Genomic DNA, 14,175 nt, shown 5'->3' with positions numbered 1-14,175 from the left:
AAAAAAGACATTACCCATTAATCTGTGAGGGTAATGTCTATTTAAATCTTTTACCGCAACAGTTACAACTTAGCGCTTGGTTTGATGCAAGCCAGTGATAGCACCCAATTGATATAGGGTGGCAGACATACCTTCAGACAGCGTAAGACTATTCATATCTTTAATAAAGAATCGGCTGGTCATGGTGTGCTTGCCGTTGTTGATGAAGATCTCTAACACCGAGTTATCAACGAACAGGCGGATAGATTGTTGCTTATCAATACGTGGAGCGTAGCGAACCAGCCCATACTCTTCTGCGTATATTTCGCTGTTGTTTGCGCGGTCTAGTGTGAACTTCTCCTCATCAAGTTTGAAGATAAGGTTATCACCTGCGGCATTTTTTAGCTCAAGTGAGAAGTTTTCTTCACATTCAAAACTTAGTTCAAACGTGGTTGAGGTGAGTTCAACTTGCCCTGAAACTGATTGTTCAGATTGACGCAACATTTCAAGCTCTTGCAATGGTTTTTGCGCCAAGAAGCCTTCTTCTACGCGAAGCTCTCGCGGCAGGCTCATTAGACCTGTCCATTGGTGATTGACCGAAGGGGTATCGATCTCAGGCAACCCAATCCAAGCGAACATAATGCGTCTGCCCTGCTCGTCTAGATAGGTTTGTGGTGCGTAGAAATCGAAGCCGTAGTCTGGCTGTGCGATGTCTTGATGGTTTTCTAGCTCGACTTTGTCTTTATTCAGCGTGTCGCCAAGAATGTAGCTCACCGAGAAGATATTTTTGTAGTCGTAGATATTATCGCTGCTTACACCTTGTGGTGAGAACAACATAATGCCTTTGCCATCAAGGTCAAAGTAATCAGGGCACTCCCACATAAAACCAAACTGGTTGTAGCGAGTGTGAATTGGGCCTAAATGCTCCCAATCACCCAGCTCTTTTGCACGATATAGAACCATCGATCCATGCAGCTCTTGGGTTTGTGCTGCCACCACCATGTAGAAGGTATCCCCCTCTTTCCATACTTTAGGGTCGCGGAAATGCTCGGTGTAATTAGAGTTACGTACGACCACGCCTTTCTTACTGATCTCACCTAGTTTATTCATGGTTGCGTAACACTGAGTTGGTTCACGCACCCAACTTTGATCACGTTTGTTGCCCGTAAAGAACAACAACAGTTCATCTCCCTCAACTAAACCGCCACCAGAGTAGACGCCATGCGAGTCGTAGTCTTGGTCTGGGTAGAGCGCCACACCATGGTCGGTGTAGTTCACAAAATCTTTGGTTGAAACGTGATACCAATGCTTTAGACCATGAGTTGGGCCGATTGGAAACCATTGATAAAAGATGTGGTGTTCACCATTAAATTCGCTCAAGCCATTTGGATCATTCAGCAATCCATACGGCGGCGCAATATGAAAGCTTGGGTAGTATTTGTCTTGCTCGCGCTGCTTAGTTAGGTTTTCAAAATAGCCTGCTGGCATATCTTCAATACGCTGATAGCGCTGCTCTAGTGTCCAGTTCATTGTCATACTTCAGTGTTGAATTTTATTCGGGGAGAAGACCTGCCTCTACGTTGAGGCAGGCTACGCTCTTCTCTTTTTCTTTTGTAGAAAAGTGGCGGAAAAAGTTTCAGTAGCGAAAGGAATTAGTCTTTCGCTAGTACGATGCGACCAAGTACAAACGAGGTGGTAAAGGCAATTGCAATCGTTGCTAGATATAAACCAATGCCTTGACCAATGTATGCAGGGATCGCAGGGATTAGCGTTACACCCACAAGGCTAGGTTTTAGGCCAACCATCATCACAAAGCCACCACCAACAGAACAACCAACAAGATTTGCCGCCCACAGTTTTGGATTTTTCAGCACCACACCGTAAAGCAGTGGCTCACCGATACCGAAAGAGGTACTTAAAATTGAAGAGCCAATCGTGCCTTTCGTCTCAGTTGATTTTGCTTTTAGGTAAGCCGCAACACCTGCACCGATCATTGCTGCGCCTGTTGCTGAGTACATTGGGTTAAGTGGATTACCCAGACCTTCACCAAGGTAGTTAAACTCTAGAATAATGAATGAGTGGTGTAGACCCATGATTACAAACAGTTGGTGCAGCGGCGCAAAAATAAAGCCACCGATGCCGTATGGAAGTTCAATCACATAAGTAATACCAGACATGATCAGCGCTTGCAGTTGACCAACAATTGGACCGATTGCAAACAGTGCCACTAAGATAGAAATCGTTACCGTTAAGAATGGCGTCACAACCAGAGCTAGCGCATTCGGAATGACTTTGCGTAGACCTTTCTCAAGGTTAGCACCAAAGATACCCGTAACCAGAGCTGGAAGAATCATGCCTTGGAAGCCAACAATCGCAAAGCCTAAGATCTCAAGTGCCTCGGCATCACCACTACCCACCGCATACGCATTTGGCAATTGTGGAGCGACCGTCATCAAACCAAGCACAAAACCGACCGAATCTGTACCACCGAGGCGTTTGAACGTAGACCAAACCACCAGCGCAGGTAGGAAAATAAATGCAGTATCAGTAAGAACTTGGGTGATCACCAATACATTATCAGGTAGTTCGTTAAAGAATGAGTTACGCAGACCCATTAGCAAACCTGCCGCAACAATCACAGGGATGATTGGGATAAACACATCCGCCAGAATACGCACTGATTTCTGCAGCCAGTTCATTTTTGCGTAAGCTTCATCTTTTACTGATGATCCCGTGCTTTCATGATCCATCTCAGCAAATACTTTTTCAACTAGACCGCCACCTAGGATAATTTGGTGTTGACCGGTCTGCAGGAAGTAGCCTTTTACACCAGAGATCGCTTCGATCTCCTCTTTGCTCGCCTTAGAGTCATCATTAAGAATGATTCGTAAACGGGTTGCACAATGCTCCAGTGCACGAATATTCTCTTTACCACCAATCGCTTGATAGATGTCAGCCGCTATTTGTTTCTCGTTATTTTTCATTTTTGATTCTCTTTGCGGTATCGATACCACACTCATGTCAAAATAAATGCTACTCATGGGCAGCACTAGAAATATTATCGTTCAAGGTATCGAAACGCAATGTTGTGGTATCGATACCAGTTGATTGCATCATATTCTTACTGAGCGTTGAGTCAAGCTGAAAAGCTGTCTGTTTTATGGATTGTGTAGCCTAGTTTGAGTTCAATCACACTATTGGAGTCCGTAAGCAGCTTCACCGCTTCAACGCCCGCATCTAGGTACGGAAATGAAATGGTGCTGAGTTCAGGGGTAAGTATGCTCGATGTATCATAGCCGCCCAGGCCACTGATATGGATGTCTTGCCCAATCACCAACCCCTGTTGCTGCGCATACTTGTAAGCACCATAAGCAATATTATCGGTCAAACAAACAATATGCTTTGAGTGTTCAAGCGCTTGCTTAACGTTCTGGAGGCTCTGCTGCCAGCTAAAGTCACTATCAATATGCACAACCTCTATGCCTTTTCCACCTAAGCAGCGCTGGTAAGTGCCGATCGTTCTCGATAGCATCATATCGTCAGTGACAGGGCCAAGCAGCACCACAGATTCCGGCACACTTTGTGGAAACAGTGACTGACAGAACGCTTCTACCGCAGCAGAAACGTCATGATAAACACAGCTCACCTTATGACATTCCTGACCAAACACCACGACAGGTAAGCCGAGCTCAGCTAACATGGTTTCATAGTCATCGGTCATGTTAGTGGCAAGCGCAATGATCCCTTTCACATTGCGCTGTTTAAGCTTCTGATATGATTCAATTTCTTTATCAAAATTCATATCAGAAGTGAGTATTTCAGTGTTGAAATCAAGCTGACTTGCGGCTTTCAGAATGCCCTTAACCACATTAGATGACGCATAAGAATCAATACGTGGCACAATGATACCAATGGTTTGGTTCTCTTTAGTACGCAAAGAAACTGCACTATCACTGCGCTTGAAGTTATGCTCAGCGACGATTTTTTCGATCTTTTCTTTGTTGGTTTGCGATACGTATCCACCATTTAGAAATCGAGAAACAGTTGATTTTGAAACCCCAGCAAGAGTTGCTATGTCGTAGATAGTGAGTTTTTTCATTGAGATATAGTAAATTGTTGAACTGCAAGTACGGTAAGGGGAAATGCGTGGTTTGCCAAGTAAAAAAAGGCAACCATGTCATGCCATGATTGCACGCCAGTTGACAACACCGGCGCTAGAAGCGCTTTTTGCCTCTCCGGGCTAGATTGCTGAAGATGACACACCGCGAACTCCAGTAGATTTATAAGAGCATCAATTGATTTTTTGCTGGAAAAAAGTCAGAACCAATATTCTGACTTTTTAAGTGAGGTGTTTGTAAGGCAGGTTACATTCTTTTTAAAGGCTTAACGACACTATCCAAGCCTTCGATTTTCAATGCTAGACAAAGTTTTAACAGATCACCGAGTTCTCCACTTGGAAAACCCTTTTTATCAAACCAAAGCAAGTACTCTTCAGGTAGGTCAATCAGCACTCTTCCTGCATATTTGCCAAATGGCATCTGCATTCTAGCCAGTTTAATCAGGTTCTCTTTTTCTAGCATCTACTCGACTCTAATTGTTCTCCGCGCTTTGTAGAGTAACACCTAATCGTTCAACCCAGTAGTTAATCGCATCTTTAGCGTCATCCAGTGAGTCTATCATCGTCGAGAAATCTTTATTTCCGGCTTCACGATCAATGGCTGCAAATAGAGGCGTTCCATCTTGTGCATCACTGACGAGTAATTCCACACTCGCACTGCCCACATTGGTGTGCTCTCCGGTCGCCACTTTTGAAATTGTCGACATAGCAAGGCCAAACGGTAAGACGCTGCTAGTCACGGCCAAGATTGGGTTTGGCGTTTCAACGTTACTGAGCGCAATACTTAGGCGTAAGGTTTTGCCTGTCGGCTCATCAACTATCGTCTTAAACGGTGAGATCTTTTCCTCTAAACGATGAACCATATAATCAGTCAGCTCTTGAATTTCTTCTTGATTCAAGCTCTCTTCTTCAGCTAAAACAAAGACTTGATCAATCACCACGCTATCGTACTCATCAACCTTGCTCTGGAGTCTTTCTGCATCACGCAATCCGATTCGTGCCCACACCAAATCAACGCCGCCGTCAGGACCTGGACGAAAATCATCATAGGAAGTGAACTTAGTCGCTCGCTGAACTGGACCACCTGCACAGCCAACTAGGGTAATGGCTAAAACAGTCAGTAATAGGTATTTAAAAGATTTCATGGAAAGCACTCAAATTTACGAAAATATTGACATCATAAGAATGCTATACCATATGTGAACATTTTGTCGATTTAGACGCGATAAATCTGAGCCATGTCTAACTTAAAATTTGCCGCTAACCCTGAACCCGATGGGCATACTCCACTATCACTTGGTTTCCTTCGATATAAGCATTTTGAATCTCACCATCAACGCTCATTCGACTTTGAAGGTAGACAATCTTCGGCCCCTGACTATTTGTCTCTTTTAGTGATGGGAACACATGTTGAGGTTCTAGTTGAAGTAAGCGACAAAATAGGCTGATAAAGGACATGGTTAACGGAGATTCACCACGAAGAATCTGCGAAAACGTAAGTTGGTTCATGCCTAGTTTTTTGGCGAACTCCATCTGAGTAAGGCGCATTTTAGATTTTTGTGACATCCACGTTTGGTAGAGTGCTTCTCTGTCCTGCTCAGTAAATTCCATTGTAATTCCTTAGTAATTTCCACTGCGCAAATTGTCAGATTTTTCCACATTCATCATGTCAGCCAACGGTAAACGTTAGATAAGGATTCGGTCTGAGGATAAACACCCAAACACGTAGCCAAACCCTATAAACCAGTTCAAAATTCATTTTCCCCATGAATTAGGCATTGGGTATTTATCTTAAAAATCAATGCCTAATAGGTTAAATGAATAGAAATTGGCAAGTACATTTATGTCAGAAATTTCAAATCGGGATTGCCATTCCACATTTGAATCAATCATTTCGCTTTTATTAATTCGCTCCGCTAAATTTCTTTTCGCTCATGCCATCCCCTCTTTCTTTTTCAAGGGGGCATGGCGAATAACGCATTTCGGCAAACTGCTCGAAAGAGTAGGACGCAAAGCTTCCGGTCTGTCGGTGAAACCATCACCTATGATAGCGGGGTTGCCATTCAGACTCTCTGAATGTTTCTGCCGGAGTGTCATCTTTTATGTCAGCAAAAGTAAGAAGGCATCTGATGATTAAACCGCTCCAAAAAAAATCAATAATTGCACTGGCAGTGCTCGGCTTTAGCAGCGCGAGTTACGGCCACGGTTATGTCTCTGCGTATGAAAATGGCGTCGCGGAAGGTCGAGTGACACTGTGTAAGTTTCCTGCCAGTGATACCAATGAGAAAAACACAAACTGTGGCGCTATCCAATACGAACCTCAAAGTGTTGAAGGCCCTGATGGATTCCCTGAAACAGGCCCTCGTGACGGTAAAATAGCAAGTGCAGAAAGCAGCCTTGCAACAGCGCTTGATGAACAGACAGCGGATCGCTGGGTAAAACGACCAATTCAATCCGGCTCTCAAGCTTTTGAGTGGACGTTCACGGCCAATCATGTGACCAAAGATTGGAAATACTACATTACCAAAGCAGATTGGAACCCAAATCAACCGTTGGCTCGCAACTCATTCGATCTAACACCTTTTTGTGTCGTCGACGGTGGAATGGTTCAACCGCCAAAACGTGTCTCTCACCTATGTGATGTCCCTGAACGCGAAGGTTATCAAGTGATTCTAGCAGTATGGGATGTGGGTGATACTGCTGCGTCTTTCTATAACGTGATTGATGTGAAATTTGATGGTGACGGTCCTGTCGTTCCAGATTGGAGTCAAGGCGGGCAAATTATCCCGACACTTGAGCTCAATATCGGTGACTCTGTTTACACCCGTGTATTTGACCAAAACGGTGAGAACACGTCATACCAAACAGAGCTAGTCATCGAAAGTGACGAACAGGGTAAGGCGACCAATTGGTCACACGCCTTGGCTTCTAAAGTTAATCAGGAACAATCCCTAATTAAATCTGGTCAGTTAAACGACAATGGCGAGTTCGTACCTGTTTATGGCACAAACCCTGTGTACCTCAAGGCAGGTTCTGGACTTGAGCGCGTCGAAGTTGGTTACAAGATTGAGACGCCTGAGCCAGACTACGACCTTGAAATCACAGGGCTAGAAAGTGAATACACTATTGATGATTCGCCGCTAACTCTTGATCTGACATTAGAGGCAACAGGTGACATCGAGGTTGAACTCACGGTTTATAACCACCACCGTGAACCGCTAGCAACACACGCCGACACTTTGACTGATGGTCAGGTTGAAAACGTCGCGATGGCGCTGTCTAAAACAGAACCTGGTCACCACATGTTAGTTACCCGCATCAAAGATATGCAAGGAAACCTGCTAGACCAAACAACCTCAGACTTTCATTTAGTTGAAGAACAAACGCCGCCACCAGCGGGGGATTATGACTTCGTCTTCCCTGAAGGTATTGAAAGTTACACAGCTGGCACAACTGTGCTAGGAAAGGATGGTTCAGTATACGAGTGTAAAGAGTTCCCTTACTCTGGTTACTGTGTGCAATGGTCTCCATCAGCCACACATTATGAACCAGGTATTGGATCTCATTGGCAAGATGCTTGGAACCGAGTGAATTAAACCCATTTGATATCAAGCTGTTTAAACGGATGCTCTGTGCATCCGTTTTCTTTTTATCTTACAAATAGTTGGAACTCACTACTCACTCTAACAAAGATTGACCGAGCCAATATGCACCCAAGCAACTAGTGAGTATATATTTCCTCAACTGAACACACATCAATGAGGTTTAATTTATCGTATGAACAAGTTCCTACTACTTTCTTCATGTATTGCACTTACCCCCTTCACCTCTCATGCTGCTGCACAAGACCCAGTGTCAGACACCGTTATTGCGCAGCAACGCTCAGCGCTCGCCGAGAACACTCAAGGCAAGGGGTTTGGTCCTCAGTCCCCGCGTGACATCGACAAACTCGCGGGTAACAATACACGTTACTTTGGTACAGCACCTGAGTATTCTCAAATGAATCTGTGTAACATCCATTTCCATAAAAACGCCGAGCATAAAGGCGGTGAATTCAGCACGTATGCGGGTAATGGTGACGGAAAAGGTTACAACACAGGGTATGTGTATAACGGTAAGCTGAGTAAATCTGAACTCGAACCATTCAAAGGCTCTGTAGGCGCGAAAGGCCATGGAGGGATGAAACCGGGTGATACGATTGAACTGCACTATGTCCACTCATCAGCGCAAGTGACACCGGGGCCAACGTTAGGCGCCTGTCTGAGTGAATCTATTGCAAACCCTCAGCTAAGAGTTGAAACACAAGTGTTTGTCTTAGTGAACGATAAAAGTGCACTCGACTTTGTTAAGTTAGCTGAAGTTAAGCGCTCAAATGGCGTCTATCAAGCAGTCAACATCCCAACCAACACAGGTAAGCCAATCCAATATGCTGGCTCTACAACGGGCCCAGGCTACAATGAACAAGGCTCACCTCTGCAAGTGACGTGGAGTGTTCGACCAAAAGTGGCGAAAGTTGATATATCGACCGTTGCTAAATGGTTAGAAAGCAACGAGTTTGAAGAAGATCATGCCCACGGCGTGCGTAACTTGGTCGTAAACCCAGACCTTTTATCTTCCACCAACTAGAGTCTGTTGCCCCTAAATACAATAACGCCCTCCTTCACTTTCGGTGTTGGAGGGCGATTTATACTGTTTGTTAACGCAGTATCAAAAGACACTGCGCTAACATCGTTGAGTACGCAATTTAGAACCAACTCGACACGAGACGTTTAAACCAGTCCATCACCTTCTTAAAGATGCTTCCTTCTTCAACCTCTTGCTGAGCGACGAGTTTTGCCGAGGCAACTTCATCTCCATCGACACTATAAATAACTTGACCAATCGCCTCACCTTTCTGAATTGGCGCTACCAGCTCACCGTTGAGTTCAATTTCAGCCGTCAGCTTCGCAGCATCACCCTTTGGCAAAGTAAGTAGAACTGGGCTTTCTACTCCAGCCGAAACCGTATTTTCTGCCCCCATCCAGACTCTAGCTTCAGTTAACGTATCAGAGACTTTGGTTGGTGATACGGTATCAAAGAAGCGGAAACCATAGCTCAGCAACTGTTTACTCTCTGACTCGCGGCTTTTGGTACTGCTAGAACCCATAACGACAGAGATCAGGCGCATTTCACCATTGGTTGCCGAAGTCGCTAAACTGTAACCTGCCCCACTGGTGTAACCGGTTTTCATTCCATCGACATTTAAGCTTCGATCGCGAAGTAGACCGTTGCGGTTATATTGTGTAATACCGTTATAGGTGTACGAGGTTTCACTGTATAGCGGATAGATATCAGGTAAATCACGGATGATCGCTTGGCTTAGTTTGGCAATATCGTGTGGCGTCGAATACAAGCCATTACTATCAAGTCCGTGAGGGTTGGTGTAACCACTATTACTTAAGCCTAATTTTGCCGCCCAACTGTTCATCAGACCGACAAACGCACCTTCACTGCCAGCTACATGCTCAGCAATGGCAACACTTGCGTCATTACCAGACTGAACAATGAGTCCACGATAGAGATCCATCATTTGGACATCGGTACCGACTTCAATAAACATCTTCGATGAATCAGGGAAGTTCTTAGCCCAAGCATTTTGGCTAATACGAACTTGGTCATCCAAGGAGATGTTACCGCTTTTGACCTCTTGCCCTGCAACGTAAGCGGTCATGAGTTTGGTTAAGCTTGCAGGGTTAAGCTTTTTATCCGCATTTTTTTCGACTAATACTTCACCTGTATGATAGTCAATGAGGATATAACCTTTCGCTCCGAGCGTCGGTGGATCAGGAATTATCGTCGGTGCAGCAAAAGCACCAAATGAAAGAGAAATAGTTGAAATAAGCGCAGTTGATGCTAAAAAACGCATTGTCATGATAGGTGACGTCTCACTATGATTTTATAGACGACTTCAGTATAGACAAGCTAGGGGGAGTTTCAGCGCCTCTGAAACTAATCGTTACTATTCCATGATAAATTTCGAAAATTTTCCGCCTTGCTCCCATTAAAGGCAAAAAAAAACCAGTGGCGTTAACCACTGGTTTTCATAAATTTTACGATGTTTACGCCGCTTTCAGCAGAGTCTCTTTCTTTGCCGTTAGTTTTTCTCGGTACGCGAACCAAACATACGTCGCCACAATTGAGAAGAATAGGTAAGACAAAGAGAAAACAAATGGTGAGCTGATTAAATCTTGAGATAGACCCCAGCTCACGCCAGCAACAGTCACACCGATTTTAGCGAACAGACCACACAACAGTAGCACGAGTGCCAATTGTGGAAATTTACTGCTTCTGAACGCGAACCAGTAGCAGCTACCAACCGCTAGAGTAGAAATGTATAGACCAAGTAAGAATGAATGTAGGTGATCCGCTGATGCGACACCCGCTGAGATAGATACCATCAGAATTAAAAATAACTTCATAACTTAACCTCTACTTCGGAAAATAGGAAAAGCTTCCTTTCATTTCTGCAAACTCATTTTGCGGTTATTTTCGCCATTTTTGAGTTTATTTCAAGCAATAATTTTGTCTATTTGTTAACCAAAAATGCTTAACAACAAGGTTGTGAATTATTTGTTAAATCACTAATTCTTATCACTTCTTTAACTCAATGACTTAGATGCTATTACCCAAAACAATACATAATCATTGTTACAGTTAAGTAACATTGGTTACATTTTAAAATATCTTGATAATTGTGATGAAAGCCCATTCTTTCTGTGGTTTTTTGTTCAATCAAATACCTCGAAAGCTTAGTTCCCATATATGGAATGATGTGTCAGAATTCAACTCAGAATTAGTGTGAGGTTACCCACTGTTCGTTGGATTATGTCTCGAATCACGTTGACTGGTTTGATACCTTTGCGTCACAAATTTTTACGTACTACATACCATGCCTTCCAAGTACCGAATTAAGAAGATTGTTGAGATTGGCGACACTCTTCATAGATGTGGCTGTGCGCCATACAAGCTAGAGAAATACACACAGTTTTATGCTCGAAAACATGGCGTTGATGTCATGATTCAAGCCACCCCTACTACCGTGAATTATCAGTTCCCTGATGACAACAACGTTGTAGTAATGAAGCGTCATCAACCCGCTTCAATTAACCTGAGTTTGCTTGCCAATACCATCATTCGAATCAATCAGCCAAGCAGTGAACCCGTGCCAGAGCCTGTGGGTTATTCGAAATGGGTGATTGCTTTGGCGAACATGGGGATCCCACCAGCGTACTTAATGCTCGTTGGCAGTACCATGGAAGCGATTCTGTTTTCTATTTTCCTAGGTTTTGTTGTTTGGCTTACTCAACAGGTTTGTAAAGCAAGACGTGCCATTGCCGCAGAATTCATCGCCGCCCTTCTCACGGGTATTTTGGTTGCTTTCTTTGCGAGTACCGGCGCTGCTATCCCGATATGGGCGCTCTGTATTGCAGCCATTGTCCTTTTCGTCCCCGGATTATCCATCGCCAACTCTTTAGAGTGTTTGGCCTTTAATGACCTTGTTTCAGGTACAAGCTTGTTGGGTCAAAGTGCATTAACCCTTATCAAACTGTTTGTTGGTATTGTCATGGGCCTCAATATCGGTGAAGCCATTTGGGGGCAAGCGGAAACGCTCGACTACATCAATGAAGTGCCAACCTGGTTACACATCTTCGGACTGTTTCTGATCTCGGTATCGATAGGCGTGATGTTTAATGCCAGGCCAACTGACATCTTACTTGGGCTTCCTGTCGCTGTGTTAGGTATGTGGGGACCATTTTACTTAGGGTTTGAAAGTGGCTGGGTTGTCGGAACGTGGGTCACAACGGTTCTCATTACTCTATATGGCACTTGGGTCGCCAAAAAGATGAATCTCACAGGATCAATCTACATCCTGCAGGGGATCATCATCTTGGTTCCAGGTAGCCGAGTCTTAGTCAGCGCCAGTCAGTCAGTGTTCGAACAATCTATACTACCCATTCCAAGTATCGGTCTTTCTGCCCTGTTCATGTTCTCTGCAATCGTTGCCGGACAGATTACAGCCTACTCAATCTATTCACCTAGAATTGAGCGTTAACGCATAACCTTTAGATAAGAAAAAGCCCTATTCAAACTTCGCTATTAAGCGGCTTTTGAATAGGGCTCTTTGCCTCTATGCTTTGCGCGTCTTGTAAAACTGCCTTTTCCTTTCTTCGCTTTTTCTACTTTTGCTCGGAATAGCTTACTGGTTACCATTGCTTTGAGCGCATTATCTTTGATGTCCCCTCTCCCCAAGTCAACTTGAATGTCGGTGTCTGTCTGATGACAAGAGGACCTTGTCTGTTTTTGAGCCATGTGGCCTCCGTTTGATTACTCATCTATGTTTCACAAGCCTTGTTCTAATCGAGTAGAGCCTCACTAGAATGTAAATGCAACGAACATTCTGCTTGCTGGTCGAATGTTACACTATTTATAGGCGAATCAGTAATATTTACGAAACTATACCTAGCGCAAATTTCTAATGAAAACCCATGTTTTTATGCCCAAAAGCCCTCTCTTTTTATTGACTTAGTTGCATGCCTGCTTAGACTGGATATCAGCTTGAAAACGGTACTTGTTTACTTTCGCCGTTCCGTTAGATTTCTCGTATTTCTGTCGTAACGTCGTGCGCAATAGCAGTCTCCTTTTCCACGCTATCGATGCCGTATGGCTTTATACAAGATTTATCAAGGATTTACATTATGTCTAACACTGTTACTGGCACAGTTAAATGGTTCAACGAAACAAAAGGTTTTGGCTTCATTCAACAAGAAAATGGTCCTGACGTGTTCGCACACTTCTCAGCGATCACAGGTGACGGCTTCCGTACACTAGTTGAAGGTCAAAAAGTTGAGTTCGTTGTATCTCAAGGCCAGAAAGGCCCTCAAGCTGAGAGCATCAAAGTACTTTAATTCTACAGTACTAAAGTTTTACAATAGCCAGCTTCAAGCTGGCTATTTTTTTATGTGAACGTGTTATGGCTCTTAAACCAACTATCTATAAATTCCGCATCTCTCTTTCGGACACCAACCGCGACCTTTATGATTCCACGCAGCTGACGGTTGCTCAACATCCTTCTGAGACAGTGCCTCGTATGATGGCACGTGTATTAGCGTTCTGTATTAAGTGGCAACCTGAATTGGCGCTAACGAAAGGTCTATCTACGACTGAAGAGCCTGACCTATGGGTGAAATCTCTAGATGACCAAATCCAACTTTGGGTGGATATCGGTGAACCGTCTTTGGATCGAATTAAGAAAGCGTGTCGCCTTGCTCCGGCAGTCGATGTCTTCTCATTCAACAGCAAGTCTGACGTTTGGTGGCAACAAACCAAGAACAAAGTACATCAGTACAAAGCGAACATTTATCGCCTTGACCCTGAGTCTCTCGAAGCGTTTTCAAACACAATCGAGCGTAGTATGGATCTTTCCGTCATGATCACGGGTAATAGCCTATTTGTCGATTCAGACAAAGGCTCTTTTGAAATCTTGCTAGAGTGTCTCCAGTCGAATGACTAAGGTGCATCAGCAGCTAGAAGCGATTAAAGCCAATTCAGTTCCTGCTATTTTGGCTTTGGATGAGGCTTGGCAAATGTTTTGTGATAAGCACGCTACTCTGTTTGAACGTGCGCTTATCAGCAAACCTGACACACCTGAAGTGCATCACTTGCTAGGAATCTTAACCAAGGCTCATATAGAAGAGACTGCATCATTGACTTCCCATAAAGAAGCCAGTGAACAGATGCGTGAGGTGCTTCAAACCACGCTTGGTGAGCATGCAGACAAGTTTCAAGAACAAGGCAGCCAACAATTGTTGTTAGTGACGCATTTATGGCTTTACGTACAAGGCTATCTAAAGATGGACTTTAGTCTCGCCAATGACCATGCGATGAACTCGGCAGAGCTACTCACCGTTTCAAACAATGATGCTGCTCAGGCATTAAGAACGCAGTTTTTAGAAAGCTACTACCTTGGGGTTGAGCGCTCGCCGGTTAAAACACAACAGTCAAAGATCGTCACTTGGTTCAAGCAACTCTTTAACTAGCGA

General features: G+C 44.1%; 15 protein-coding genes and 1 riboswitch. Of the genes, 6 read left to right on the top strand and 9 right to left on the bottom strand.

Annotation, left to right across the window (positions count from 1 at the left end; genetic code table 11):
- Positions 1-69 precede the first annotated feature (69 nt).
- From F0231_RS08875 to F0231_RS08850, 6 genes are all read right to left on the bottom strand, one after another.
- Complete coding sequence (locus F0231_RS08875; RefSeq protein WP_171759370.1) at positions 70-1,515, bottom strand: sucrose-6-phosphate hydrolase; 1,446 nt, start codon at positions 1,513-1,515, stop codon at positions 70-72.
- Positions 1,516-1,631: 116 nt separating this feature from the next.
- On the bottom strand, positions 1,632-2,963 hold the full coding sequence (locus tag F0231_RS08870) for a PTS transporter subunit EIIC (RefSeq protein WP_171759369.1): 1,332 nt from the start codon (positions 2,961-2,963) through the stop codon (positions 1,632-1,634).
- A 152-nt stretch (positions 2,964-3,115) separates the two neighbouring features.
- Complete coding sequence (locus tag F0231_RS08865; RefSeq protein ID WP_171759368.1) at positions 3,116-4,078, bottom strand: LacI family DNA-binding transcriptional regulator; 963 nt, start codon at positions 4,076-4,078, stop codon at positions 3,116-3,118.
- A gap of 265 nt (positions 4,079-4,343) precedes the next feature.
- Entirely contained in the window at positions 4,344-4,559 is a 216-nt protein-coding gene (locus tag F0231_RS08860) for a DUF3820 family protein (RefSeq protein WP_049844907.1), read from the bottom strand.
- A 10-nt stretch (positions 4,560-4,569) separates the two neighbouring features.
- Positions 4,570-5,241, bottom strand: a complete 672-nt coding sequence (locus F0231_RS08855) for a DUF3313 domain-containing protein (RefSeq protein WP_171759367.1) — start codon at positions 5,239-5,241, stop codon at positions 4,570-4,572.
- 115 nt (positions 5,242-5,356) lie between these two features.
- Positions 5,357-5,707, bottom strand: a complete 351-nt coding sequence (locus F0231_RS08850; RefSeq protein WP_171759366.1) for a helix-turn-helix transcriptional regulator — start codon at positions 5,705-5,707, stop codon at positions 5,357-5,359.
- 363 nt (positions 5,708-6,070) lie between these two features.
- Positions 6,071-6,160: riboswitch (cyclic di-GMP riboswitch) on the top strand.
- A 68-nt stretch (positions 6,161-6,228) separates the two neighbouring features.
- Between F0231_RS08850 and gbpA the strand changes: the two genes are divergently transcribed.
- Both gbpA and F0231_RS08840 read left to right on the top strand, forming a co-directional pair.
- Positions 6,229-7,692, top strand: a complete 1,464-nt coding sequence (gene gbpA, locus F0231_RS08845; protein ID WP_171759492.1) for an N-acetylglucosamine-binding protein GbpA — start codon at positions 6,229-6,231, stop codon at positions 7,690-7,692.
- 181 nt (positions 7,693-7,873) lie between these two features.
- Positions 7,874-8,722: a delta-class carbonic anhydrase gene (locus F0231_RS08840; protein ID WP_171759365.1), complete on the top strand. Its 849-nt coding sequence runs from the start codon at positions 7,874-7,876 to the stop codon at positions 8,720-8,722.
- Between the two features lie 118 nt (positions 8,723-8,840).
- Here the strand turns inward: F0231_RS08840 and F0231_RS08835 are convergent, their stop codons facing one another.
- Both F0231_RS08835 and F0231_RS08830 read right to left on the bottom strand, forming a co-directional pair.
- Entirely contained in the window at positions 8,841-10,007 is a 1,167-nt protein-coding gene (locus tag F0231_RS08835; protein ID WP_171759364.1) for a D-alanyl-D-alanine carboxypeptidase family protein, read from the bottom strand.
- 187 nt (positions 10,008-10,194) lie between these two features.
- Entirely contained in the window at positions 10,195-10,554 is a 360-nt protein-coding gene (locus tag F0231_RS08830) for an NADH:ubiquinone oxidoreductase (protein WP_171759363.1), read from the bottom strand.
- Between the two features lie 470 nt (positions 10,555-11,024).
- Here F0231_RS08830 and F0231_RS08825 point away from each other — a divergent pair, with 470 nt between their 5' ends.
- Complete coding sequence (locus F0231_RS08825) at positions 11,025-12,188, top strand: threonine/serine exporter family protein (RefSeq protein WP_171759362.1); 1,164 nt, start codon at positions 11,025-11,027, stop codon at positions 12,186-12,188.
- A gap of 44 nt (positions 12,189-12,232) precedes the next feature.
- On the opposite strand, the gene F0231_RS08820 is transcribed toward F0231_RS08825, so the two are convergent.
- Positions 12,233-12,445, bottom strand: coding sequence for an alternative ribosome-rescue factor A (locus F0231_RS08820; RefSeq protein WP_171759361.1), 213 nt, complete (start codon positions 12,443-12,445; stop codon positions 12,233-12,235).
- A 386-nt stretch (positions 12,446-12,831) separates the two neighbouring features.
- Here F0231_RS08820 and F0231_RS08815 point away from each other — a divergent pair, with 386 nt between their 5' ends.
- From F0231_RS08815 to F0231_RS08805, 3 genes are all read left to right on the top strand, one after another.
- Complete coding sequence (locus F0231_RS08815; RefSeq protein ID WP_047047292.1) at positions 12,832-13,041, top strand: cold-shock protein; 210 nt, start codon at positions 12,832-12,834, stop codon at positions 13,039-13,041.
- A 65-nt stretch (positions 13,042-13,106) separates the two neighbouring features.
- The gene (locus F0231_RS08810) at positions 13,107-13,646 is read left to right on the top strand and encodes a YaeQ family protein (RefSeq protein WP_171759360.1); all 540 of its coding nucleotides are present in this window, start codon (positions 13,107-13,109) and stop codon (positions 13,644-13,646) included.
- Positions 13,639-14,172: a hypothetical protein gene (locus F0231_RS08805; RefSeq protein WP_171759359.1), complete on the top strand. Its 534-nt coding sequence runs from the start codon at positions 13,639-13,641 to the stop codon at positions 14,170-14,172. Before F0231_RS08810 ends, F0231_RS08805 begins: the two co-directional genes overlap by 8 nt.
- The last annotated feature ends 3 nt before the right edge of the window (positions 14,173-14,175 follow it).

The organism is Vibrio sp. RE86, from assembly GCF_013114545.1.
Lineage (GTDB): Bacteria > Pseudomonadota > Gammaproteobacteria > Enterobacterales > Vibrionaceae > Vibrio.
This window is presented reverse-complemented; position numbering and strand designations above follow the sequence as displayed.

Bases quoted from the DNA above. Each gene is read 5' to 3' on its own strand.
- F0231_RS08815 (WP_047047292.1), top strand. From the start codon at position 12,832: ATGTCTAACACTGTTACTGGCACAGTTAAATGGTTCAACGAAACAAAA.
- F0231_RS08850 (WP_171759366.1), bottom strand. From the start codon at position 5,707: ATGGAATTTACTGAGCAGGACAGAGAAGCACTCTACCAAACGTGGATG.
- F0231_RS08805 (WP_171759359.1), top strand. From the start codon at position 13,639: ATGACTAAGGTGCATCAGCAGCTAGAAGCGATTAAAGCCAATTCAGTT.
- F0231_RS08835 (WP_171759364.1), bottom strand. From the start codon at position 10,007: ATGACAATGCGTTTTTTAGCATCAACTGCGCTTATTTCAACTATTTCT.
- F0231_RS08870 (WP_171759369.1), bottom strand. From the start codon at position 2,963: ATGAAAAATAACGAGAAACAAATAGCGGCTGACATCTATCAAGCGATT.
- F0231_RS08825 (WP_171759362.1), top strand. From the start codon at position 11,025: ATGCCTTCCAAGTACCGAATTAAGAAGATTGTTGAGATTGGCGACACT.
- F0231_RS08820 (WP_171759361.1), bottom strand. From the start codon at position 12,445: ATGGCTCAAAAACAGACAAGGTCCTCTTGTCATCAGACAGACACCGAC.
- F0231_RS08840 (WP_171759365.1), top strand. From the start codon at position 7,874: ATGAACAAGTTCCTACTACTTTCTTCATGTATTGCACTTACCCCCTTC.
- F0231_RS08855 (WP_171759367.1), bottom strand. From the start codon at position 5,241: ATGAAATCTTTTAAATACCTATTACTGACTGTTTTAGCCATTACCCTA.
- F0231_RS08865 (WP_171759368.1), bottom strand. From the start codon at position 4,078: ATGAAAAAACTCACTATCTACGACATAGCAACTCTTGCTGGGGTTTCA.
- F0231_RS08830 (WP_171759363.1), bottom strand. From the start codon at position 10,554: ATGAAGTTATTTTTAATTCTGATGGTATCTATCTCAGCGGGTGTCGCA.
- F0231_RS08810 (WP_171759360.1), top strand. From the start codon at position 13,107: ATGGCTCTTAAACCAACTATCTATAAATTCCGCATCTCTCTTTCGGAC.
- F0231_RS08860 (WP_049844907.1), bottom strand. From the start codon at position 4,559: ATGCTAGAAAAAGAGAACCTGATTAAACTGGCTAGAATGCAGATGCCA.
- F0231_RS08875 (WP_171759370.1), bottom strand. From the start codon at position 1,515: ATGACAATGAACTGGACACTAGAGCAGCGCTATCAGCGTATTGAAGAT.